The sequence below is a fragment of the Gibbsiella dentisursi genome (genome assembly GCF_039539505.1).
Taxonomy (GTDB): Bacteria; Pseudomonadota; Gammaproteobacteria; order Enterobacterales; family Enterobacteriaceae; genus Gibbsiella; species Gibbsiella quercinecans.
This window is the reverse complement of sequence record NZ_BAABDG010000002.1, coordinates 2,227,185-2,250,139: the sequence shown is the minus strand read 5'-3', so window position 1 is coordinate 2,250,139 and position 22,955 is coordinate 2,227,185. Positions and strand designations below refer to the sequence as shown.

Genomic DNA, 22,955 nt, shown 5'->3' with positions numbered 1-22,955 from the left:
CGCTGCAGGCGCCGCTAAAAATGTGAGGCAGCGCTGATTTCTCTGCGTGTGCTGAAGAAAGGGTGTGGCTTGTTGATAAAAATCAAAATAGCTTTCTTTCGAAGTGTTATTACCTTCATATGAAACAAAGAAGGGGGCGAAAATGATTTTTAACATCCAGCGTTATTCCACACATGACGGCCCCGGCATCCGAACCGTGGTGTTTTTGAAAGGATGCTCGCTGGGTTGCCGCTGGTGCCAGAATCCGGAAAGCCGTTCGGGCCAGCAAGAGGTGCTGTTCGATGCGCGTTTGTGCATGGCGGGGTGCGATCTGTGCCAGCGCGCGGTGCCCGGCGCTATTGAGCGGCTGCCGGCGGGCATGATTATCCACCGTGAACGCCTGGAGGCGCCGCATTTCGCGCAGTTGCAAAACTGTTGCCCAACGCAGGCGCTGAGCGTGTGCGGCGAAGCGGCAAACGTCGACAGTATTATGGCGACGGTGCTGCGTGATAAACCCTTCTACCAGCGCAGCGGCGGCGGCATCACGCTCTCCGGCGGCGAGCCGTTTATGCAGCCGGAGCTGGCGCGGGCGCTGCTTCAGCGCAGCCGCCAGCAGGGCATCCATACCGCAGTGGAAACCTGCCTGCACGTGCCCTGGGCCTACGTTTCGCCTTCATTACCCTATATCAATCTGTTCCTCGCCGATTTGAAACACGTCGACGGCAAAATCTTCAAACAATGGACCGGCGGCTCGGCCAAACGCGTGATGGAAAATTTACGCCGCGTCGCCGCCAGCGGCAAACCGCTGGTGATCCGCGTGCCGCTCATCCCCGGCTTTAACGCCGATGCCGCCTCGGTGCGTGCGATAACCGATTTTGCGACCGGGGAGTTGGGCGCCCGCGACATTCATTTTCTGCCTTACCACACCCTGGGGAAGAACAAATACCAACTGCTTAACCAGCCATACCTGGCGGCGGATAAGCCACTTGACGATCCTGAACTGCTTGCCTTTGCCGAACGTTATGCAAGCACGCAGGGGTTAGCCGTGACACTGAGAGGATAGCGCTATGGTCACCCTGAACCTGGAAACCCTGAGTGAGCGTATCAAGGCTCATAAAAATGCACTGATTCATATTGTCAAACCGCCGGTTTGCACCGAGCGGGCACAACACTACACTGCCGCCTACCAGGCCAATATGGATAAGCCGGTGCCGGTGCGTCGCGCACTGGCGCTGGCCAGCCATTTATCCCAGCGCACTATCTGGATCAAACATGATGAGCTGATCGTCGGCAACCAGGCCAGCGAAGTGCGCGCCGCGCCGATTTTCCCCGAATACACCGTGGGTTGGATTGAGCAGGAAATTGACGAACTGGCCGACCGGCCCGGCGCCGGTTTCTCCGTCAGCGAAGACAACAAACGCGTACTGCATCAGCTCTGCCCGTGGTGGCGCGGCCAGACGGTGCAGGATCGCTGCTATGGCATGTTTACCGACGAACAAAAAGCCTTACTGGCTACCGGCATCATCAAGGCCGAAGGGAACATGACTTCCGGCGACGCCCACCTGGCGGTGAACTACCCGCTGCTGCTGGAAAAAGGGCTGGACGGTCTGCGTGAAAAAGTGGCCGAACGCCGTTCGCGCATCAACCTGACGGTGCTGGACGATTTGCACGCGGAACAGTTCCTGAAGGCGATAGATATCACCTTTGCCGCGCTGAGCGAACATATCAAACGCTATGCCGCGCTGGCACGGAGCCAGGCGCAAAGCGAGCCGCGGCCTGGCCGCCGCGATGAGCTATTGCTGATTGCCGAGAACTGCGAACTGATCGCCCATCAGCCGCCGCGTACCTTCTACCAGGCGTTGCAGCTGTGCTACTTCGTGCAACTGGCGCTGCAAATTGAATCCAACGGCCACTCGGTGTCGTTTGGCCGCATGGATCAGTATCTCTACCCGTATTACCGCCGCGACGTTGAGCTAACGCAGACGCTGGCGCGTGAAAGCGCCATTGAAATGCTGCAAAGCTGCTGGCTGAAGTTGCTGGAAGTGAACAAAATCCGCTCCGGCTCGCACTCGAAAGCATCGGCCGGCAGCCCGCTGTACCAGAACGTGACCATCGGCGGGCAAAACCTGGTCAACGGCCGCGCGCAGGATGCGGTTAATCCGTTGTCCTATGCCATTCTGGAGTCGTGCGGCCGTTTGCGCTCCACCCAGCCGAACCTGAGCGTGCGCTATCACGCCGGCATCAGCGACGATTTTCTCGATGACTGCGTGCAGGTGATCCGCTGCGGCTTTGGCATGCCTGCCTTCAACAACGACGAGATCGTTATCCCGGCGTTTATTGGTCTGGGGGTGGAACCGGAGGACGCCTACCAGTATGCCGCCATCGGCTGTATCGAGACGGCGGTTGGCGGCAAGTGGGGCTACCGTTGCACCGGGATGAGCTTTATCAACTTTGCCCGGGTGATGCTGGCCGCCCTTGAAGGGGGGAAAGACGCCACCAGCGGCAAGGTGTTCCTGCCGCAGGATTGTGCTTTGTCACAGGGTAACTTTACTGATTTTGACCAGGTGCTGCAGATGTGGGATCGGCAAATCCGCTACTACACGCGCAAATCGATTGAAATCGAATACGTGGTGGATACGGCGCTGGAAGAGAACGCGCACGATATTCTGTGTTCGGCGCTGGTGGATGACTGCATCGAACGCGGCAAGAGTATCAAGCAGGGGGGCGCTAAATATGATTGGGTTTCCGGCCTGCAGGTGGGCATCGCCAACCTGGGCAATAGCCTGGCGGCGGTGAAAAAACTGGTATTTGAACAGGGCGTTATTGGCCAGCAACAGTTGGCGCAGGCGTTGGCCTGCGATTTTGACGGCCTGACCAATGAACAACTGCGCCAGCGTTTGATGAACAACGCGCCGAAGTACGGCAACGATGAAGACAGCGTCGATCAACTGCTGGTTCGCGCTTACCAGACCTACATCGACGAGCTGAAAAAATACCATAATCCCCGCTATGGGCGCGGGCCGATTGGCGGCGGTTATTACGCCGGCACCTCGTCGATCTCCGCCAACGTGCCGTTCGGCGCCGCGACCATGGCCACGCCGGACGGGCGCAAGGCCCACGCGCCATTGGCCGAAGGGGCTAGCCCGGCTTCCGGCACCGATCATCTGGGGCCGACGGCGGTGATCAATTCCATTGGTAAATTGCCAACCGGATCGATCCTGGGCGGCGTCCTGCTCAACCAGAAGCTTAACCCCGCCACGCTGGAAAATACCGGCGATCGGCAGAAGCTGATGGCGCTGCTGCGTACCTTCTTTGAAGACCATAAGGGATGGCATATCCAATACAATATCGTTTCACGGGCCACGCTGATTGAAGCGAAGAAACACCCGGACCAATACCGCGATTTGGTGGTGCGCGTGGCCGGCTATTCGGCGTTCTTTACCGCGCTCTCGCCGGATACCCAGGACGATATTATCGCTCGTACAGAACACACGCTGTAAGGGCGCCGCCTTAACGGTTGCAGCGCCGGTTACCGCCGGCGCTGCCTCGTTTTCTGGCGCGGTTCTGATATAGTGTGCACCATTCGAATTATGGGTTATCGGCGCCTATGAACGCACGTCAGCAAAATATTCTGCAGGTGGTTAATCAACGTAAAAGCGTCAGCGTTAATGAGCTGGCGCAGCTTTCCGGCGTCTCGGCCGTCACCATCCGCCAGGATCTCAACGCGCTGGAGCGCAACCATTATCTTAAGCGGGAGCATGGCTTTGCCGTCGCGGTGGAAAGCGATGACGTAGACACGCGCATGCAGAATAATTTTCAACTGAAGAAATCGCTGGCGGAATATGCCGCCTCACTGGTGGCGGACGGCGAATCGGTGTTCATTGAAGGCGGCAGCGCCAATGCGCTGTTGGCGCGCTATCTGGCCGATGTGCGCGATATCACCATCGTGACCGCCAGCCACTACATCGCCCGGCTGTTGAAGGATACGGCCTGCGATGTGATTGCCCTGGGCGGCCACTATCAAAAACACAGCGAATCGGTGGTCGGGCCGCTAACCCGCAGCGGCATCCAGCAGGTGCACTTTCATAAAGCGTTTATCGGCATTGACGGCTTTCATGCCGACACCGGTTTTACCGGGCGCGACATGATGCGCTGCGATGTGGTCAGCGCGGTGTTGGATAAGGGCATTGAAACCATTGTGCTGACGGATTCCAGCAAGTTTGGCCTGATCCAGCCATACCCCCTTACCGCCGGGCGCTCGATCGGCCGGGTGATCACCGACAGCGGCCTGGCCGCCGGCTACCAGCGCCAGTTAGCGGATTTCGGTATCCGCTGCGATCTGGTCAGCGCCGAATAGCCGCCAGCGTATACTTCAGCCCATATACCTTTTATAAAAGAACTGATTAGACATTATTTTAATGTGTCATTCAGGGGTTAACAAAAAACATGGAGATAATTATCCGGGGCAGTGAGCCGGAAGATGCCCAAAGCTACCAGCGGATTTACAGCGATCCAACGGTGTATGCCAATACGCTGCAACTGCCTTACCCCTCGGTGGCCCATTGGCGCAATAAGCGCAAAGCCGCCTTCAGGAACGGGCATTATTGCGATGTGATGCTGATGGCCAAACTCAAATAACGCCGGGCGCCAGGTTTTTCATCGGCGCCTGGGGCCTTAAAAGTATTTTTCCTGCAGCGCCTGCGCACTCATGGGGTAACCGAAATGCCACCCCTGCACAGCCGCATTGGGGCTGTGCTGGCGGATGTATTCCGCCTGCTCTGGCGTTTCAACCCCTTCGACGGTAACGCTGGTGTTGAAATCGGTGGTCAGATTAAACAGCAAATCGACGATTTTGGCATTGACCGAACCGGTACCGATGGCGCTGGTAAACATTTTGTCTATTTTCAGGGTATCGAAGGGCAGGCTGGAAAGGTACGACAGGTTGCAATAGCCGGTGCCGAAATCGTCCAGCGCGATGCGGTATCCTTCTTGCCGTAGCGCGTTTAGCTTATCCGCCAGTTCGGCATGCGCCGCCGTTGATCGCTCGGTGACTTCCAGCATAATTTGCCGCCGGGATAGGCCATATTTATCCACCTGCGCATTCAGGTAGTTGCGGAAATCGTCGTCCAGCACGTCTGAAATATCAAGATTGATACTGACGTAAAACGCCGGGTGCTTTTGCAAAATAGCCTGCAGTTCTGCCAGCGCGCGGTCGGTGACCTGGTGGGTAATTTCATTGATGATCCCCTGCTGTTCCGCGATCGGGATAAAGACTTCCGGCGAGATGGGTTCTTTGCCTTTGTTATTCCATCTGACCAGCGATTCCACCCCGATGATCTGCATCCTTCTCATACACACGATGGGTTGATACTCAAGGTAGAGTTCGTGTTTTTTTACCGCGTGCAGCAGTTGGCGGCAAAGCAAACTGTCGCGCTCAATCAATAGGAAAAGCAACATAGATACGCCGCCGCCGATGGCGGCGCCGGCCAGCACGATGGCTGCAATAATACTTGGTTTCAGGGCCAGGATCCCGGAATCGTTGAGACGGGCATAGACACAGACATCATAGGTGCTACTGCACTGGTGCTGTTGCCGGTATTGGCTATACCAGGCGCTGGGTTGAGTTAGAACATCGGGATGGATAGCCCCAAATGATTGATAAACATGGCCGTTATCGGGCGATACCAACAACGCGCTGTAACCACGCACAGGTAATGTGAAGCGTTGAAATGCGCTGGGGGAAGTAAATACGGCGATATCATAACGGCTGGCGATGTCGGTTTGTATTCTGGCGTCAAACAGGCCGGTGGCACCACTCCACAAGCGCACACCGTCGGCCTGGCGCATATCTGCTTTCGGCAAGGGAATCGGGGGATTGATTATGCCGCGCACCGCGGTGCAGACTAACGCATTATTTTTGAGGCGGCCGATATCGTGCAGATAATGCGCGTTAAAAACCAGGTAACGCAGTTGGAAAATATCTTCGGGCGAGCAGGGGGTGAAGGTATAGGTGTGCACATCTTCAATGCTGGCCATTGATTCGGTAACCACGTCATCCGCCCGGGCGATAATGCTATCGGCATAGTCATTGACTTTGCCCTGGTCCAGCATCGCGATCGATATTTGGCAGACAAGCAGCATACAAAATGCGCCTACCAAAATACTGACAATGGTCATCATCCATGCTTTGTAGTTCATTGCTTTCATTTTTATCCTCAAGGCCAAGCACATTGCGGATGCGAAGCGAGCCATGATCGGGCTGAAAGCCGGGGTAGGTGGTGTTAGTTGCTGCCGTATTAACGTGCCGCCTTTCTCTGAGCATTCGTTACCCGTCGCCTCGCCATACGTAATGAGTGAAAGTGTTGCCTGGTAATTATTCAAAGCGTTTGTTTTCGTTTTTTAGAATTTTCAGCACGCTGATAAACAGTATAGAAACTGATGGGCGTATTGTGTGAGAGGGCCCAGTGTTGTGGGGGTAAAAATGAGTACTTCCATTTTTATATGGGTGTTTTTTATTCAATACTCCGTTTTTTGCCGCTGTATTTTGATGTGTAAATTATACTGTGCATACGGATTAATATATTTAATCTAATGATTTTATTGTTGATTGTTGTCAATGAGAGTTACTTTTCGTCAGGCGTTGGTGTTGTTTTTTGTGTTTCCGGCGGGGGAAGGGCATCGGCAGCAGGGGGCTATAGATAACGCCGGTGTTATGGTGAAAGAGATCCTTTTTCTCTACATTGACGAAACAGTACTTTGCCGCCAACAGCGTAAAGGGAATTGCCTTAATCGTATCGAGTTTCTTTGCGGCAATAGTGGCAGGCAATTGTCAGGGCCGAAGGCCCGGCCCCGACACCCCGGCCTGCGCTTAACATGGCCTGCCCGCTGCGCGGGTGCCCTCGCGGCGTCCCCGTCGCCGGGCGGGTCGGCTACGACAAACCTCCCTGTTTGTCTCGCCTCAATCGGCTGTCCGTAGCCGATTGCCCCTGGCAACGGTGTCTTGCTCGGCAGCCCAAGATGCGCGCTAAACGTCAACCCCCCAATCTATCGCCACCGGGCAACCTAACCACCGGTTTTGACACAATCAAAGACAACGCATTAGGTGAGTGGAGCACGGGTGTGGAAGCCATTGAAGGCGCCGAACGGCGGAACGTAGCATAGGCGAAACCGCCAGGACGGCGGTTTCAGGCGAGACAGGCAGGGACGCCTGTCGTAGCCGGCCGTTAATGCGAAGTGACACAGTGAGGGTAGCCGCGCAGCGGCCGCCTGATATGGCGCAGGCGCGGGTCGTTAGGGGCCGCGCCCACGGCCCCTAACTCGGGCGCGGGCTACAGTGCCGCAGAAAACAATGGCGTTGCTGCGACCGAAACCCTCTCGGTCAGGGCAAAGAACGTTGCTAAAACAGTACTCTGCCGCCACCAGCGTAAAGGGAATTGCCTTAATCGTATCGAATTTCTTTGCGGCAATCGTGCACGGCAATTGTCAGGGCCGAAGGCCCGGCCCCGACACCCCAGCCTGCGCTTAACATGGCCTGCCCGCTGTGCGGGTACCCTCGCGGCGTTACCATCGCCGGACGGGTCGGCCGTCCGTGGCCGATTGCCCCTGGCAACGGTGCCTTGCTCGGCAGCCCAAGATGCGCGCTAAACGTCAACACCCCAATCTATCGCCACCGGGCAATCTAACCTTCGGCTTTGACATAAGTTAATCCCAAAGACAACGCATTTGGTGAGTGGATCACGGGTGTGGAAGCCATTGAAACCGCCAGCACGGCGGTTTCAGGCGAGTTATTCCAGAACAGCGCCTAATAAACAACGTGAAACTTATCTTCGCACTGTTTAATCGTCGCCATAAATGTCCCCAATGGCGCATTTTTTTTCGCGATCACAACACCCGAGCTGCGTGAATTTTTTATTTTGCTGTTTTGTTGCTCACCATGATCCGTCGTGGTTATTTCAACCTGCACGTTCTCATCCGTTTTGGCCGCGCCGGCAGGGTAAACATAATAGAGCTGCTGCGGATCGTTAATACCGTAAGTAGACTGCCTTTCGAGACTATAGCCCTGTTTACTGAAGGCGCGTTCCAGGCAAATTCTTAAATCAATGGAAGACTTCCCGGATTGCAGCGACGTCAATTGGCTTTTGCCATCAAACGGGTTGATTGCCATGCAGCCGCAGAGCAGAAAGGGAATAATGGGGGCCAGGGTTTTATAAAACATGCGGGTCACTCCTTGGACGTTCTACAGGATAGTAACCCTTGCGCTGTTTTTTGTAAAAACGGCGCGGGTCAGCCCGTGCCGTTGCAATAATACGCCGTGTTATCCCGGCGGCGGTTAATTCCATGCGTGGCGCGGTGGGTTGATGTTGTTCAGGTAGTAGTTGCCGACGTGGAAGTATTTCCAACGCACTGGATCGTGCAGCGTGTGGGTGCGGGCATTGCGCCAGTGGCGGTCAAGGTTGTATTCGGCCAACGTGGCGCGCGTGCCGGCCAGCTCAAACAGCTTATTCCCGGCCAGAACGGCGATCTCGGTGGTGAGCACCTTTGCCTCGGCGGTGGCGACAGCGGCGGCGGCCACCGTTTCTTCATTCGGCGTGGCCAGCGCAGTATCGATCAACTGGCCTGCGCGCCACAGCAACGCTTCCGCCGCGTGCAGGCGGATTTTAAGATCGCCGATGGCGGCAATGGTAAACACATCGTCGGCGGCTTGCGTTTGGCCACTGTCGATCCAGGGGCGCGATTTTTCACGCACAAAACTCAGAGTATCGGCGATGGTGCCGCGGGCAATGCCGGCGTCGACCGCCGCCTGGATGATTTGCGAAATCGGCCCGGCGGCGGTTGGGCGATCGAACGCTTGCCATACCGGGATGACTCGGTCACGCGGCGCGCGGACGTTCTCAAGAATAACCGTGCCCGAAGCGGTGGTGCGCTGCCCAAAGCTGGACCAGTTGTTAATCACCTTCAGCCCTGGCGCATCGCGTTCGAGAATAACCAGGTGTGGTTTGCCCTCGGCGTCTACCGCCACCACATGAACGATGTGCGCCAGCAGCGCGCCGGTGGCGTAAAACTTCTCGCCGTTGACCACCACCTCATCGCCTTCCTGGCGCAGGGTGGTTTTGAAATCGGCCACGGTAGCTGAGCCTTTTTCAGAAAAGGCGTTGCCCCAACGCAGCCCCTGCAATACGCCGGCCAACAGTGCCTTTTTCTGGTTCTCGCTGCCGTCGGCAATTAAGTGGGCCACTCCGGCCAGATGGTTTTGTGGTATCTGCCCCAGAGCGGGATCCGCTGCGGAGACGATGGCGATAACCCGTGCCAGCGTGGCATAAGACACTTGCGCTCCGCCATAGGCTTTTGGCACGTTGATGCCCCAAAGGCCACTTTGCGAGAAGGCTTGCAACTCGGCTATCGGCAATAGCCCCTCGCGATCGCGGCGTGCGGCGCCGCTCGCGAACTGCGCCGCCAGGCGCTCCGCAACGGCAATCGCCTCGGCATCGCTGGTGATAACGTGCGCAGGCGAGGTGGGGCGCGGCAAGGGTGAAAACGGCTCGGTGGAATTAACATGGACTTCAGGCGTGGCAGGTTTGATCTCTTCGATGATAGTCATGGGTTCTTCCTTACACGGCGATGGCTAAAATGCAGGGCGGATTAATGGCTATCGTAGCAACAGAGTCTTGAGGCCTATATATTAATTATAGATATAATTATTTGTATTCCTTGCATTCTTTGGGGAGCAAGCGATTGTCGGCTACAACCTCGGGGCTGGTAAGGCGCAGTGTGCTCAAGACGTTATTGCTGTTTTCATGCCGTGCTATGTTGCGCGTTCCTAACAAAAGCGTTTTTACGCTAGGCAAACGCCGGCCAGGGATTTTATAGTGGTAGCGCGCCCAGCCGTTGGGTGCGCTCCTGGAGAAAAACATGCCTGAACTGTCTGCGTTGTTCGCGTTTGGCCTGGTGGCGCTGGGGATGGTGCTCACCCCCGGCCCCAATATGGTGTATCTCATTTCACGCTCGATCTGCCAGGGCCGCACGGCAGGGCTGATTTCGCTGGGCGGCGTAGCGCTGGGCTTTGTTTTCTATATGCTTTGTGCGGCGTTCGGCATCACGGCGCTGGTGATGGCCGTTCCCTATGCCTACGATACGTTGCGCATTGGCGGCGCGCTGTACCTGCTTTATCTGGCCTGGCAGGCCGTCAAGCCCGGCGGCCGTTCGCCGTTCCAGGTGCGGGCGCTGCCGCAGGATAGCGCCCGCAAGCTGTTTACGATGGGGTTTGTCACTAATCTGCTTAATCCCAAAATCGCGGTGATGTATTTGTCGTTGTTGCCGCAGTTCATCAGCCCGGAACACGGCAGCGTGCTGGTGCAGTCACTGGTGCTGGGCGGCCTGCAGATTGCCATTAGCGTGAGCGTTAACGCGCTGATTGCCGTGAGTGCAGGGGCTATCGCAGGATTTCTCGCCGGCCGGCCGCTGTGGATCGTGTTGCAACGCTGGCTGATGGGCACGGTATTGGCGGCCCTTGCCGTGCGCATGCTCGCCGACGCTCGGCGCTAGCCTGCCGCCGCTATGCCAGTGCGGCGCTGAACCATTATGGCGTCGACGGCGGAAAAAGTTTCACCCATTTTGCACCGTTAGGGTGCATTTGATGCCTTGTGGTGCTCTGCACGGGCCGTAGCGCGTTCGGCCCGTTATTAATATTTGTTTGATTGTATTAATAAAATTAACGTTGCTAATGAATGGCATAGTTCATGCTTAAACCCTCTTGCTAAACAGGTTACCGATGTTTGATGAGAGAACTATGAGATATTCGCAGTATTACTTTACGGCCCCCGCTGCTGTAACGCCGCCAACCCCTTCGCGGGGCCGTCCCCGCCTCACACCGCGCACAACCTGCCGGAACGTACGCCAGGATATTCACTTCGCCGAACGACAGCCCTGATCCATAAGGAAATTCACACCACACTCACGCCGCCCCATGGGCATTAATAACCACTGAAACGATTCAATTGTTGGATCACCAAAAATGCATCGCCGTGCTGGCTGCACCAGCGTGGCGTTTAAAGATATTGATGGGATTGTACTATGAAGAAAAACAGTAAAAGCCTTGCCTGGCGAATTCTGATCGCGCTGTGCCTCGGTATTCTGGTGGGCGCCATTATCCATAGCCATGCGGATTATAAAAGCTGGATGGTGGGCAATATTCTTAACCCCGCAGGCGGTATTTTCATTTCGCTGATCAAAATGATCGTCGTGCCGATCGTCATTTCGACCCTGGTGGTGGGGATTGCTGGCGTGGGCGATGCCAAAAAGCTTGGGCGCATCGGCGTGAAAACTATCCTGTATTTCGAACTGGTGACCACGGTAGCCATCCTGGTGGGCCTGGTCTTTGCCAACCTGTTTCACCCCGGCAGCGGGATTGATATGGCGACGCTGCACGCAGTGGATATCTCCAGTTATGAAAAGACCACGGAACAGGTGCAAAGCGGCAGCCACAGCCTGGTGAGCACCATTCTCTCGCTGATCCCTGCGAACGTGTTCGCCGCCATCGCCAAAGGGGATATGTTGCCGATTATTTTCTTTTCCGTGCTGTTTGGGCTGGGGCTTTCCTCTCTGCCGGCCGAAACCAAAAAGCCGCTGCTCGACGTGTTCAAAGCCGTTTCGGAAACCATGTTCAAAGTCACCCATATGATCATGCTGTATGCGCCGATCGGGGTGTTTGCGTTGATAGCCACCACCGTCGCCAACTTTGGCTTTGCCTCGCTGCTGCCGCTGGTGAAGTTGGTGGTGGTGGTGTATGGCGCGATCTTGTTCTTTGCCCTGGTGGTGATGGGTCTTATCGCCAGGCTCTGCAAACTGCGCATTCTCACACTGATACGCATCCTGAAAGATGAGCTGATTCTGGCGTTTTCCACCGCCAGTTCGGAAACCGTCCTGCCGCGCATCATTGAAAAAATGGAGCAGTATGGGGCGCCGAAGGCCATCACCAGCTTTGTTGTGCCCACCGGTTACTCCTTTAACCTGGATGGCTCGACGCTCTATCAGAGCATCGCCGCCATTTTTATCGCCCAGCTGTACGGCATCGATCTGTCCATCGGCCAGCAACTGGTGCTGGTTCTGACCTTAATGGTGACCTCGAAAGGGATTGCCGGCGTGCCGGGCGTCTCGTTCGTGGTGCTGCTGGCCACCCTGGGCAGCGTTGGGATCCCGCTGGAAGGGCTGGCGTTTATCGCCGGTATCGACCGCATCCTGGATATGGCCCGCACCGCGCTCAACGTGGTGGGCAATGCGTTGGCGGTGCTGGTCATCGCCAAATGGGAGCGCCAGTTCGACAGGCAGCGTGCGCGCATCTATGAGACGCACTATTTTGCCAACCGCAGCGTGCCGCAGTTTGAAAATAAATAATTTCCCCGTCCGCACTTGCCGGTGCGGACCGTTTTTTACTCAACAAGGTATTGTTCATCATGTCTGACGCTATTCGTATTGAAGAAGATCTGCTCGGCACCCGTGAAGTTCCCGCAGAGGCCTATTACGGCATTCATACCCTGCGTGCGATTGAAAACTTTTATATCAGCAACGGCAAAATCAGCGATGTTCCCGAATTTGTGCGCGGCATGGTGATGGTGAAAAAAGCCGCCGCCCTGGCGAACAAAGAGCTGAAAGCCATCCCGTGCAGCATTGCCGATATCATCATCCGCGCCTGCGATGAAGTGCTGGATAACGGCAAGTGCATGGATCAGTTCCCGGTGGATGTGTTCCAGGGCGGGGCGGGCACCTCGCTCAACATGAACACCAATGAAGTGCTGGCGAATATCGGCCTGGAGCTGATGGGGCACCAGAAGGGGGAGTACCAATACCTGAACCCCAACGATCATATCAACCACAGCCAGTCCACCAACGATGCGTACCCCACCGGTTTTCGTATCGCCGTCTACGCCTCGATCCTCAAGCTGATGGATGCCATTGATGAATTGCGCGAAGGTTTTACGCGCAAGGCGCAGGAGTTCGCCACCATTCTGAAGATGGGGCGCACCCAGTTGCAGGATGCGGTGCCGATGACGCTGGGCCAGGAGTTCAAGGCCTTTGCCGTGCTGCTGAATGAAGAGGTGCGCAACCTGCAGCGCACCGCAGAACTGCTGCTGGAAGTGAACCTGGGGGCAACGGCGATCGGCACCGCGCTGAACACCCCGGAAGGCTACCAGCATCTGGCGGTGCAAAAGCTGGCGGAAGTCAGCAACCTGCCGGTGGTGCCGGCGGAAGACCTGATCGAAGCTACCTCGGACTGCGGGGCCTACGTGATGGTGCACAGCGCGCTCAAGCGGCTGGCGGTGAAGCTATCGAAAATCTGTAACGATCTGCGGCTGCTGTCTTCCGGCCCGCGCGCCGGGCTGAACGAAATCAACCTGCCGCAGTTGCAGGCGGGCTCGTCGATCATGCCGGCCAAGGTCAACCCGGTGGTGCCGGAAGTGGTGAACCAGGTGTGCTTTAAGGTGATCGGCAACGACAGCTGCGTGACCATGGCGGCCGAAGCCGGCCAGCTGCAACTGAACGTGATGGAGCCGGTGATCGGCCAGGCGATGTTCGAATCCATTCATATCCTCACCAACGCCTGCTACAACCTGCTGGAAAAATGCGTCAACGGCATCACCGCCAACAAAGCGGTGTGCGAGCACTACGTGTTCAACTCCATCGGCATCGTCACCTATCTGAACCCGTTCATCGGCCACCACAACGGCGACATCGTGGGCAAGATCTGCGCCGAAACCGGCAAGAGCGTGCGCGAAGTGGTGCTGGAGCGCGGGCTGCTGACGGAAGCGGAGCTGGATGACATCTTCTCGGTCGATAACCTGATGCATCCGGCCTACAAAGCCAAGCGCTATACCGAAGAGTAACCCTCCCGGGCAGGCTGGGGCACCGGCCTGCCGAGGAGTATGCCTGTGAACTGCCGCGCCAGTAACGCAGCGGGGGGTGCACTTGGCGGGCGTACAGAGCGCCGCCGGCGAAAAAGTGTGAGCTGATATTTCTTGACATAAAACTGTCACTTAAGGGTTCTATTTTCATGGCAGACCAATACAGCACAGCGTTGCTGATTAAAATAAGTGCCATTAAGGAACACATCATGCGTATTTCCCCCCTCGTCGTTGCGATAACCTGCTCGTTATTGTCACCTCAGTTCGTTGCCGCTAAAACGGTGGATGCCGCGCCCGATCTTAGCCGGGTGACCACCATTGTCGAAACGACCACCCCTGATAGCCGGCAGCCGGCGTTTATTACGTTGGATAACCAGGTGCGGGAAAGCCTGTTGCAGGCGTTGAAAGGCGATGCGCCGGTGTTGCAGCGCGATATGCTGGAGAAAGCGAAACAGAGCAAACTGCAGGCGGATACCGCCTGGTTGAAAGCCAGCGGCTATGATTTCGCCACCGAGAAAAACCAGCAGGCCGGCATTGCCATCCTGGAGTCGTTCAACACCTTGTCGGCCGACATTAAGGCCAAAAGCCTGGCGACGGTCACCCAGATCAACCTGGAAGCCCCGGCAGGGGAAAGGGCGCAGGCGCTGGTGGATGCTGAAGGCATCAACCACCTGTATTTCCTGGCCGAAGCCCTCGGCCCGCGCCTGGGCGCCGCCTTCATTGAAGCCTATAACAAAGGCGAACTGAACAAGGCCGCGGCGCTGATTAAAGCCAGTGAAGTCAGCACCAGCGCGGCTAAAAAGCACTTCAATTACCCGCGCCCGTTCCAGGTGCCGGGCAACACCATTCATCTGGTGCCGGATTCGGTGGTGATAAAAGACAATAAACCCTACAGCGCAGACGGCGGCGCCTTCCCCAGCGGCCATACCAATACCGGTTATACCGATGCGCTGCTGATGGCGGAAATGATCCCAGAGCGTTTTGTGCCGCTGGTCGATCGCGGTGCGCGCTATGGCTTCTCGCGCGTGGTGTTAGGGGTACACTACCCGTTGGACGTTATGGGTTCGCGGATGATCACCGAGCGCAACGTCGCCAACTACCTGAACGATCCTAAATACCGGGTGCTGTTTGACGAGGCCAAAACCCAACTGCGCGCGGCCCTGGCGAAAGCCTGCGGCATGAGCCTGAAGGAGTGCGCCCGCCCGCAAGGGGAGAGCGATCCTTACACCGCACCGGCGATGACGCATTTCTACCGCTATACCATGACCTATGGCTTGCCGAAAGCCGTGCCTAACGCCGCCGGCGCGGTAACGGTGCCGGCCGGGGCCGAAGTGTTGCTGGAAGCGCCGTTGCCTGGCCTGAGCAGCGCAGAACGCCGCCGCCTGATGGCGCGCACGGCGCTGGCGGATGGTTATGCGCTGTCCGGCGGTGAGGGCGAGCAGAATTTCTGGCAGCGCCTGAACCTGCATGATGCAGTACTGAGCACCCACCACGGTTAACACCCCGCCGATAAAACATGCCAGCCAGGTTTCTGGCTGGCATGCGCCGATCGCTAAGTGCGTTTCTTACGCCGCCGGATGCTGAACCCGGCTACCCCCAACGCCACCACGGCAACCCCCGCCCAGATTATCGCCCCGGCATAGCGCAACAACGCGTTGGGCTGGCCGCTTTGCAATGTTTCCTCCACCGTGCGTTGGCTAACATGATGCGTCGGCGAACCAAACGCCGTCGAAACATAGTCCACGACCTTGGTCAGCTCGGCGCTGGTGAACTGGTTGGCGAAGGCCGGCATAAAGGCATGCCCGGCGGGCGTCACGCGATTAACCCCCTCCGCGACGGTCATGATCAGGTTGGCCGGATCGGCCGAACCGACGGCGGATGAGCCGACCAGCGACGGATAGAAGTGTTGCGCGTCTTGCGTGCCGCGCCCGTCGTTACCATGGCAGGCCGCGCAGGCGCCGTTATATATCTGTGCGCCGCTCATGTTAGCGGTGTCGATATAGCTACGAATATCGGCGGACATGCCGGTTTCGATCTGCCCCAACGGCGCGGGCGCCGAGTGGGTGCCGCCCGAACGCGGCGTGGTTTCGCCGTTGTTGATAGGCGGCACGCCACGCAGGTAGCGAGCGATGCTGAGCAGATCGCTGTCGTCCAGTTTGGAAAAAGAGGCGGAAACCGCTGTGCCCATCTCTCCGGCCGCAATCGCTTTACCGTGCAGGGCACCGGTTTTCAGATAGGTGACAATCTCATCCTGGCGCCAGTTGCCGATGCCGGCCGCCGGATCCGGCGTGATATTGGGCGCCGTCCAGCCATTCACCTTGCCGCCGGCCAGCAGTTTATCGCCGGATTCCGCCATCATCAGGTTGCGCGGCGTGTGGCAGGTGGAACAGTGCGCCAGGGTTTTGACCAGGTACTCGCCGCGCTCACTGCTGCCCGGCGCGGCATCGGCGCCGGGCACCACCCCCTGATTCAGGAACAGCGCATTCCAAAAGAACATCGCCGGGCGTAGCGAGAAAGGAAAGCCGAGTTTGGTTTCCGGCGCGGGTTTATCCACCGGTTTCACGCCGAGCATCAGATAGGAATAGAGCGCCTTCAGATCGTCATCGCTCATCCCGGCAAAGGCGGTGTAGGGCATCGCCGGGTAAAGGTAATGATTCCCCGGGGCGACCCCTTTGCGCATCACGCGGGTGAAGTCCTCCAGGGAATACTGCCCGATGCCGTATTTCAACGACGGGGTGATGTTCGAACCATAAATCGTGCCCAACGGCGATTGCAGTGCATAACCGCCGGAAAAACCGTCGCCGTGCGTAGGGTTTTGATGGCAGGCGGCGCAGTCCCCGGCGGTGGCCAGATAAGCGCCGCGCTGAACCAGTTCCGGATCGGCATCCGCAGTGGCGGCGTGGGCGGCGCCGCAGAGGCTTAACAGCAGCGTGCCGGTAGCGGTGCGCATCATGGGAAGTCTCATCGTTCACATCTCCCTGATAATGGTGTCGGCCATGCGCAACGCCAGCGCGATCCCGGTCAGCGTTGGGTTGACGGTGGCGGAAGTCGGCATCACGCCGGTAGTGGCAAGGAACAGGTTGGGGTGATCGTGGGTGCGGCAGTCCGCGTCGACCACGGAATCCGCCGGATTGCTCCCCATGATGACGGTGCCCATGATGTGAAACTGGTTGCGCCAGCCGGTGGGCGCTTCGATGATGTCACCGCCGAAGGCCTGCAGGAAATTGGCGAAGTCTTTATAAGCCTGCGGGCGCATCCCGCGCACGTAGCTGTCCAGATGGTAATTCACCTTGAGCATCGGCAGGCCGATGGCATCGCGGCGCGCATAGTTGGGTTGCACCCGGTTGTTGGGATCGGGCAGGGTTTCGCTCATGGTGCTGATGTTCATGATGCGCGAGGCGCGATCGCGAATGGCTTCGTCCAACGCCGGTCCCATAATGCCGGCTTTCAGCAGTGGCGGGGTCACGTCAACGTTCGGCACCAGGTTGCGCAGGCTGTAGCGGATGGCGGAATGCTGGGCGCGCGAGGCTTCGTCGCGGCGGTTGGCGATGGTGCCGTGCTGCACCGAGCCGCGCCCGGTCCAGAGCGGTTCATCGGCCAGAAAGGTCATGCTCAGGCCGGTGTGGTCCATCAAATTACGGCCAACCTGATCGGAGCTGTTGGCAACGTCGGACATCAACAGCAGTTTCGGCGTTTCCAGGCCATGCGCCGCCAGGATGAAGTAGCGGGCGGTCAGGCGGGTATCGCTGCCGTCCGGCTTGCGATAGTGCACGGCGACAATACGGTTGTTCGGCCCTTTTTCCAACCGGTAGGCGACGGATTCGGTGCGCAGATCGACGCCGAGCGCCACGGCCTTATCCACGTGCATATCGCCTGAATACATGGCGCCGATCGGGCAAACCGGCTCACAGTTATTGTTGCCGGCGCAGGCCGGGCGGCCGTCGTAAGGGCGTGACACGCGGGCGTGCGGCTCGTGGATCACCTGGTAGCCCAGCGGGCCGAGCTTGGCCTGCATGCGCTGCACCATGTAGGGCTTGGCTTCCGGCGGCAGCGGATACTCGGCTGAGCGCGGTGGGTAGGCACCACGCCCTTGGCCGCTTTGGTCTTCCTCGCCGGTGCCCACCACGCCGATTTCCCGTTCGGCTTTCAGGTACCAGGGCTCCAGATCGGCATAGGCGATGGGCCAGTCGCGGCCGACGCCATACACGCTTTTCAGTTTGAAGTCATTGGGCAGCAGTCGCCAGCAGGCCGAAGCCCAGTGGCGGGTGCTGCCGCCGGCGACTTTAAGGAAGCTGGTGACATATTGGAAATCGTCGTCGCCGGCGGCATCAACATAGCCTTCGGTATAGGAGTTGGGCGCCCAGGGCAGGTTGGGATAGGGGGCGCACCAGTTGCGTTTGCTTGCGCTGTTGCGGTAGTTTTCCACCACCTTCCAGCGTGAAATATAAGGCCCGGCTTCCAGCATAATCACTGATTTGCCGGCCTTGGCCAGTTGATAGGCGGCGTTGGCGCCCAGCGCGCCGGAGCCGATGATGATCACATCCGCATCAAAATCACTCATTGCCTGCTTCCTTACGCGTGTTTCTTGATCAACGCAGTGGCTTCTGCGAGGTTCTTCGCCCGGCCATCGACCAGCGCCAGCCAGATTTCATCGGGTTCGGGGATTGTGGGGGCTGCCTTGGGCGAGTTTTCCCCCCATTGCCGGATATTTTCCGGCATCGCCGGTGCGTTTACCCCGTGCGGCGGCTCGGCCCAATAGTCGCCGCCGGCGCGGGCATAGCTTGGGCGGATGGTGTTGTCGGCGGTGGGTTCGTACATCAGCGCGGAAAGGAAAGTGACGAATTTGGCATCATCCACGGCTTTGGTGGTGGAGGGCGTGCCGGTATAGCCCAGGTACCAGGGGCTGATGATCGCCAGCGCAGTGGCGACGTTTTCATCCGACAATGCGTTGATGACGGCCTCACGGTTGGCGGCGCCGTCGGCGTTTAGCGCCGCCGCCAGCGTGGTTAACCGATTGGGGAAGGTAGGGTCTTGCGCGGTAAGCAACTGTTTAATCCGCTCGGCAATGATCGGATCCAGGCCCTGCCGGCCGGTCAGCCGTTCGCTGACGGCCAAAATATCGCTTGCAGGTGCGTTAGACATATTATTAGCCGCATGTAAAGGTAGCGACAGAATAACGGGGGTGGATGCCATTAGTTTTAGGAATTTTCGCCTGTCCACGTTTGTCTCCAGTGATGGGTTATTTTTAAAATTGAAAATCCACGCGTCATTTTTTATTTCCCGGTGTTCCTTGCGGCAGTTGGCGCTACCCGCCTCGATGGGTGGCAGTGTGTTCTACTGCGGTTTTTTCCCCGTTGATTTATTGCACAGGGGAAATAATGTCGTCGCTTAGCCATTGGCATTATTGGGAGCGGTTTTTTGTGCGCCGGCCTGCCGAAATAATTAAACGTTAACCGGGTTAGCGTGCGTGGTGGCCACGAAAACCCGCGCTAAATAAAGCATCAGGCCGCCGCGGTATAAAAAACCGCCGGCAGGGTAAAATAACAGCGAGATAATTAATGCCTCTGTTAGGCAATGTTTACAGACCCAGCGCGGCCGCTTCCGAAATGGCCACTTCATCCGGGTTGGCCGCGCCGCTCACGCCTACCGCACCCACCGCTGCGCCGTCCAGTTTCACCGGCGTGCCGCCGCCCAGGGGAACCATGCCAGGCAAGGTGGCGACGGCGGGCTCATTACCATTAGCGCGTTGCATATATTTTATGGTCGGGGTGCGATACAGCGCGGCCGCCCGGGCCTTCAGGATGGCGGAATCGACGCAGCCCAGCGGGGCGTTATCCATGCGCACAAAGGAGAGCAAGGTGCCGGATTGGTCGACCACCGCGATGCAAACCGCGTCATGCAACGCCGCTGCTTTTTGCTCGCCGGCGCTGATAAGTTTCGCCGCATCGCTTTGCGCCAGAATCGTCTGGGTGGCCGCTTGGGATAAGAAAGGGGTAAAGAGACACAGCGCGCCCAATAAAGCGAAGCGGCCGGCAAGGAAACCTGACGTCATGTTTTTCTTCCTGTTGTCATGCCCAACACCCTTTGTGCAGCGGCAAAACCAACGCGCCTGCCGCTGAGAGTATGAAGGGGATATTCGGTAATAAATTTCACGCTTTTAATAGCATTAACTTTTGGTAAAAACAAACGCCCCTAATCTGATTTGTTATCTGGAATAAGTAATAAATTACGACAAAATATGTATTTTGTTTTTATGGCGTAGCCCGTGGGTGAGTTATTTTCCCACGGGGATAATTCAGTGATTAAACTTATTCCTTTCAGTTATGATTGGTATGACTATTATTTATCATTTCTCGTTATTACTGGCGATTATTTGTTCGCGCTACATGGGTGACTCATTTTTATTAAATGGCCAGCACTTTTCCGCGATCCGGACAATATTGCGCGCGGTTGGCGAAAGTTCGGTCCAGGAATGGAACAGCAAACCGAAGGTGCGTGGCATGGTCAGCTCCGGCAGGGGGATCTCTACCAACGGAATGGCGGATTGCTTTTCCTGCAGGATGCGGCGCGAGACGAAACTCAGCAAGCGGGTTTGGCTAATCAATCGGGGTAGCACGGCAAGCGAATTGGCCTCGATCTGTACGCGCGGCGGCGGGCAGCCCAGGCTTTTTAAACGCTGCTCCAGCCATTGCCGGGTGGCAACCGTGCGCGAAGGCAACAACCAACCATACTGCGCCAGCGTTTGCAGCTTGGGCCGCTGGCCCGCCAGCGGGTGATCGTGGCCAGCCACCACCACTACCGGTTCTTGTTGCAGCGGGCGCATGGTGAATTCATCCCCCTGTTCGTTTTCCGGTAAGAAACCAATGACTAAATCCAACTGATTTTCCCGCAGCATCCCTTGCAGGAGATCGTTCATCCCCACCTTGAGTTCCAACTGAACCGTGGGCGCCTGCGCCAGCAACTGGTTGGTCAGACACGGCAGCATAAATTCCGCCGCGGTGGCCGCCGCGCCGATGCGAACATAACCGGCGGTCCCCTCGGCCAGTGCGGCGATCTCGCGCTGCGTCGTCTTATTAAGCTGGACTATTTTTTGAGCCCGCTCACAAAGTAGCAAACCCGCCTCCGTCAGTTTGATGCCGCGGCCGGCCTTATAAAGCAGCCGCGCTGCGTAAATTTTCTCCAGCCGTTGAATGCATTTTGACAAGGCAGGCTGCGTGATCCCCAGGCTCAGCGCGGCTTTCCCCATATGGCCCGTTTCATAAATCGCCAGCAGATAGTGCAGGTCTTTGAGTTCCATCGATTCCCCTCGGGAATGAATTGATAAGTATCGGACAATATTTTTTATTGATTCGCAGTGCCAATATGAACAGAAAATTAACAACGCAGCAACAAGTGGAGTAACAAATGACGTTCAGATTTCTGATGACGGCCACCACGCTCGGGGCTGAAGGCAAACGGCTCCTCGCGGAGGCCGGCTGTGAAGTGCACTACCTGCAACACAACGACGATCCGCAGGAAGTGGAGCGGTTGATGGCGGCCCATGCCTACGACGCGGTGATCTCCCGCACGGTAACGCTATCGGCGGCGGCGATTGCCGCTTGCCCATCGCTGCGGGTGATTTGCAAACACGGCGTAGGCGTGACGAACATCGATGTGCCCGCCGCCAGTACGCGCGGCATCCCGGTGCTGACGACGCCGGCCACTAATGCTCAGTCGGTGGCCGAACTGACCGTTGGCCTGTTGCTAAGCGCCGCCCGCCGCATCGCCTTTTTTCAGCATGAAATACGTTCCGGCCGCTGGACACGCACCGGCGACGGTAAAGAACTGTTGGGCAGCACCCTGGGGTTGGTCGGGTTCGGTGAAATCGGCCGCCGGGTGGCGAAAATCGCGCAGGCCATCGGGATGACGGTGGTGTATTTCGATCCGGCGGTCAGTGCCGATGGCCCGCAGCAGGATATCGCTCGCATGCCGACGCTGGAGGCGCTGCTGCAACGCGCGGATGTGCTGAGTCTGCACTGCCCGGTGACGCCGCATACGCGCAATTTACTCAATGCCGAAACGCTGGCGCTGTTGCCCAACGGGGCGATAGTCCTCAATACCTCGCGCGGTGAACTGATCGATGAAGCCGCGCTGGTGGCGGCGCTGCGCAGCGGCCGGGTTGCCGCCGCAGGCCTGGATACCTTTGCCGTGGAGCCGTTGCCGGCCGGCCATCCCTTTATGCAGTTGGACAATGTCGTGATGACGCCGCATGTCGGCGGCGCCACGCCGGCGGCGCTGGATGCGGTAGCCCGTTCCGCCGCACAGCAATGCCTGGATTACCTTCAGCACCACCGTATTAATGCGCGGGCGTGCGTCAACCCCGAAGTGCTCAAACAGGAGAACAACCAATGACCACACGCAATAATTGGCCGGCCGGTTATTTTATCGGCCAGCGTGAACAACTGCCTTCCGCCGCTATTATCGCCGCCTACCGTCGGCTGCCGGTGCCGAATATCGGCGACTGTATGGGGCGCAGCGTCGCGGCGCGCGGCCTGCAACCCTATCACGGCGACCGCGAACTGGTGATGTGCGGCCCGGCGATCACGGTTAAAGTACGGCCGGGAGATAATTTGATGATCCATAAAGCGATTGAGATGGCCCAGCCGGGCGATGTGATCGTGGTGGACGGCGCCGGCGATTTGACCCAGGCGCTGATTGGCGGCCTGATGCGCACTTCGGCCGTCGCCAAAGGCATCGCCGGCTTTGTGATCGACGGCGCCATCCGCGATCTCAACGAATGGGCCGAGGGCGGCGTGGCGGTATTCGCCCGTGGCAATACGCTGCGCGGGCCAAGTAAAGACGGCCCGGGTGAAGTCAACGTGCCGGTATCCTGCGCCGGGTTGCTGGTGGCGCCGGGGGATTTAGTGGTGGGCGACGCCGATGGCGTGGTGGCGATCCCGTTGGCGGAGGTTGAAGCCCTGCTGCCGCAGGTTGAGGCGCATGCCCGGCGTGAGGAAAAAATCCGCGCCAACAATGCCGCCGGCACCACCGATCCCGAGCGTTTCAACGCGTTGCTGCGCGCCAAAGGATGCCCGGTCTAAC

17 protein-coding genes and 1 pseudogene are annotated in these 22,955 nt (G+C 57.8%); 10 read left to right on the top strand and 8 right to left on the bottom strand.

Translation table 11 applies throughout. The annotated features are described in order from the left end of the window. Positions 1–142 precede the first annotated feature (142 nt). The 4 genes and pseudogenes from ABFX35_RS10620 to ABFX35_RS10605 all read left to right on the top strand — a co-directional run. Entirely contained in the window at positions 143–1,042 is a 900-nt protein-coding gene (locus ABFX35_RS10620) for a glycyl-radical enzyme activating protein (RefSeq protein ID WP_346080769.1), read from the top strand. 4 nt (positions 1,043–1,046) lie between these two features. Further along, complete coding sequence (locus tag ABFX35_RS10615) at positions 1,047–3,479, top strand: formate C-acetyltransferase/glycerol dehydratase family glycyl radical enzyme (protein WP_346080767.1); 2,433 nt, start codon at positions 1,047–1,049, stop codon at positions 3,477–3,479. A 107-nt stretch (positions 3,480–3,586) separates the two neighbouring features. After that, complete coding sequence (locus ABFX35_RS10610; RefSeq protein WP_346080765.1) at positions 3,587–4,336, top strand: DeoR family transcriptional regulator; 750 nt, start codon at positions 3,587–3,589, stop codon at positions 4,334–4,336. Positions 4,337–4,425: 89 nt separating this feature from the next. Beyond that, positions 4,426–4,554 (top strand): annotated as a pseudogene (locus tag ABFX35_RS10605) (GNAT family N-acetyltransferase); the annotation flags it as partial. A 99-nt stretch (positions 4,555–4,653) separates the two neighbouring features. Here the strand turns inward: ABFX35_RS10605 and ABFX35_RS10600 are convergent. The 3 genes from ABFX35_RS10600 to ABFX35_RS10590 all read right to left on the bottom strand — a co-directional run bounded on the left by ABFX35_RS10600 (position 4,654) and on the right by ABFX35_RS10590 (position 9,577). Next, positions 4,654–6,186, bottom strand: coding sequence for an EAL domain-containing protein (locus ABFX35_RS10600; RefSeq protein WP_346080763.1), 1,533 nt, complete (start codon positions 6,184–6,186; stop codon positions 4,654–4,656). A gap of 1,594 nt (positions 6,187–7,780) precedes the next feature. Next, positions 7,781–8,194, bottom strand: a complete 414-nt coding sequence (locus ABFX35_RS10595) for a hypothetical protein (protein WP_279026442.1) — start codon at positions 8,192–8,194, stop codon at positions 7,781–7,783. Between the two features lie 114 nt (positions 8,195–8,308). Beyond that, positions 8,309–9,577, bottom strand: coding sequence for an SfnB family sulfur acquisition oxidoreductase (locus tag ABFX35_RS10590; protein ID WP_279026444.1), 1,269 nt, complete (start codon positions 9,575–9,577; stop codon positions 8,309–8,311). Between the two features lie 311 nt (positions 9,578–9,888). Between ABFX35_RS10590 and ABFX35_RS10585 the strand changes: the two genes are divergently transcribed. The 4 genes from ABFX35_RS10585 to ABFX35_RS10570 all read left to right on the top strand — a co-directional run bounded on the left by ABFX35_RS10585 (position 9,889) and on the right by ABFX35_RS10570 (position 15,373). Further along, on the top strand, positions 9,889–10,521 hold the full coding sequence (locus ABFX35_RS10585; protein WP_279026446.1) for a LysE family translocator: 633 nt from the start codon (positions 9,889–9,891) through the stop codon (positions 10,519–10,521). Between the two features lie 528 nt (positions 10,522–11,049). Continuing rightward, positions 11,050–12,369, top strand: coding sequence for a glutamate/aspartate:proton symporter GltP (gene gltP / locus ABFX35_RS10580; protein ID WP_346080760.1), 1,320 nt, complete (start codon positions 11,050–11,052; stop codon positions 12,367–12,369). 59 nt (positions 12,370–12,428) lie between these two features. Further along, the gene (gene aspA, locus ABFX35_RS10575; protein ID WP_346080758.1) at positions 12,429–13,856 is read left to right on the top strand and encodes an aspartate ammonia-lyase; all 1,428 of its coding nucleotides are present in this window, start codon (positions 12,429–12,431) and stop codon (positions 13,854–13,856) included. A 227-nt stretch (positions 13,857–14,083) separates the two neighbouring features. Then, positions 14,084–15,373 (top strand): acid phosphatase, encoded by a 1,290-nt coding sequence (locus ABFX35_RS10570; protein WP_346080756.1) that lies wholly within the window; start codon positions 14,084–14,086, stop codon positions 15,371–15,373. Positions 15,374–15,426: 53 nt separating this feature from the next. Here ABFX35_RS10570 and ABFX35_RS10565 read toward each other — a convergent pair whose 3' ends face one another. From ABFX35_RS10565 to ABFX35_RS10545, 5 genes are all read right to left on the bottom strand, one after another. Then, complete coding sequence (locus ABFX35_RS10565; protein WP_346080754.1) at positions 15,427–16,839, bottom strand: c-type cytochrome; 1,413 nt, start codon at positions 16,837–16,839, stop codon at positions 15,427–15,429. Between the two features lie 3 nt (positions 16,840–16,842). After that, positions 16,843–18,435, bottom strand: coding sequence for a GMC family oxidoreductase (locus ABFX35_RS10560; RefSeq protein ID WP_279026453.1), 1,593 nt, complete (start codon positions 18,433–18,435; stop codon positions 16,843–16,845). A gap of 11 nt (positions 18,436–18,446) precedes the next feature. After that, positions 18,447–19,094 (bottom strand): sugar dehydrogenase complex small subunit, encoded by a 648-nt coding sequence (locus ABFX35_RS10555; protein WP_279026454.1) that lies wholly within the window; start codon positions 19,092–19,094, stop codon positions 18,447–18,449. Between the two features lie 358 nt (positions 19,095–19,452). Beyond that, positions 19,453–19,926: a GlcG/HbpS family heme-binding protein gene (locus ABFX35_RS10550; protein WP_346080751.1), complete on the bottom strand. Its 474-nt coding sequence runs from the start codon at positions 19,924–19,926 to the stop codon at positions 19,453–19,455. Positions 19,927–20,256: 330 nt separating this feature from the next. Then, positions 20,257–21,171 carry a LysR family transcriptional regulator gene (locus tag ABFX35_RS10545; protein ID WP_346080749.1) on the bottom strand — a complete coding sequence of 305 codons (915 nt, stop codon included), beginning with the start codon at positions 21,169–21,171 and terminating at the stop codon, positions 20,257–20,259. 107 nt (positions 21,172–21,278) lie between these two features. Between ABFX35_RS10545 and ABFX35_RS10540 the strand changes: the two genes are divergently transcribed. After that, positions 21,279–22,265, top strand: a complete 987-nt coding sequence (locus tag ABFX35_RS10540; protein WP_346080747.1) for a hydroxyacid dehydrogenase — start codon at positions 21,279–21,281, stop codon at positions 22,263–22,265. After that, positions 22,262–22,954 (top strand): RraA family protein, encoded by a 693-nt coding sequence (locus tag ABFX35_RS10535; RefSeq protein WP_095848228.1) that lies wholly within the window; start codon positions 22,262–22,264, stop codon positions 22,952–22,954. The genes ABFX35_RS10540 and ABFX35_RS10535 overlap by 4 nt, the downstream gene beginning before the upstream one ends. The last annotated feature ends 1 nt before the right edge of the window (position 22,955 follow it).